The organism is Flavimobilis sp. BM9 (genome assembly GCF_058313055.1).
In genome coordinates this window covers 1-1,314 of record NZ_JBZEMO010000013.1, presented here as the reverse complement: position 1 = coordinate 1,314, position 1,314 = coordinate 1, and the positions used below count along the sequence as shown (strand labels likewise).

Annotated in this window: 1 protein-coding gene; it reads right to left on the bottom strand. The window is 68.8% G+C overall.

Annotation, left to right across the window (positions count from 1 at the left end):
- Positions 1-1,173: ISL3 family transposase (locus tag AC4F3Q_RS13515; RefSeq protein ID WP_491040415.1), on the bottom strand; the 1,173-nt coding region annotated here is incomplete at its 3' end.
- Between the last annotated feature and the right edge of the window lie 141 nt (positions 1,174-1,314).

The following is a 1,314-nucleotide window of genomic DNA, read 5'->3' as shown; positions in this document are numbered from 1 at the left end:
ACCGTTGCTGGTGCCGGGCCGGTCGAAGAACGCGAGGATGTCGGTGGCGCGTTGCTTCATCGTGCGGCCGAGCTTGCGGATCTCGACGAGGGTGTCGGGAACTGAGCTGGTGATGGAGGCGATCACAGCCCCCATCATGGTCTTGGCCGCATGCTTGTTGGGTTCGCGGTAGGCGGCGATGATGCGCTGGTAGATGCCCCAGGTCGCTTCAACTTCGACGTGCTCGTCGAGCGCGAGGAGCGCGTCGAGTCGTGCTCGCTGACGTTCGGTGAGCAGGCGGGTGCCGGTGTGCAGGGTGCGGCGGGCCTTGTAGAGCGGGTCGCTCTTCATTCCGCGGTGGCCGGTGGTGTCCTGCTGGACCCGCCGGCGGCAGACGTCCAGGGCGTCGCCAGCGAGGCGGACCACGTGGAACGGATCCATCACGGGCACGGCGTCGGGGAGCTCTTCGGCGGCGGCGGTCTTGAAGCCGGTGAACCCGTCCATCGCGACGACCTCGATCCGCTTCGACCAGTGCGCAGGGCGCGCGGCGAGCCACTGCTTGAACACCTGCTTCGAGCGGCCCTCGTCCATGTCCAGCAGCCTTGCCGGCCCCGTCTTCTCTCGCACGGGGGTCAGGTCGATGATCACGGTGACGTACTTGTCGCCGCGGCGGGTGTGTCGCCAGACGTGCTCGTCGACGCCGATCGTGGTGACGCGGTCGAACCTGCTCGGGTCGTCGATCAGCCGCCTGCTGCCTTCAGCGATGACGGCGGCGTTCGCGGTGTGCCACGACACCCCGAGCACGGCTGCGGCGCGCGAGACGGTGAGGTGGTCGACCACGATCGCCGTCAGCGCCCACTCGATCCCGCCGCGGGAGATCTTCGCCCTCGGCGCCGCGGCCTTGCTGGTGTCCTGGCGCCATATCCGTCGGCAGTGCGCGCACCGGTAGCGGCGCACCCGCACCAGCAACGTCGTGGGCCGGTGGCCGAATGGCTCGTGCGCCAGCGGCCGGGTGACCGTGTCCCTTGGCACGCCCTCGGCGCCGCACGAGTGGCACCAGGGATCGTCCTCGACGACACGGCACTGGATCACCGCCCGGCCAGCGTCAAGACGCTGTCCGATCGCCTCCAACCCCAGCTCATCCTGGCGGCAGAACGTGGTCAGGCACGGCGAGGCGAAGGTAGCGTTGAGCACGTCGAGGTCCTCCGGATGGGCAGTGTAGGAACTTCCATCCTCGGGGACCTCGACCCCTACCCACCCACCGCCACGCGCACACCAACCGCTACACCCTCGACTGCGATGAGCCACTTTGATCGCCCCGGCACCAGCAATGGC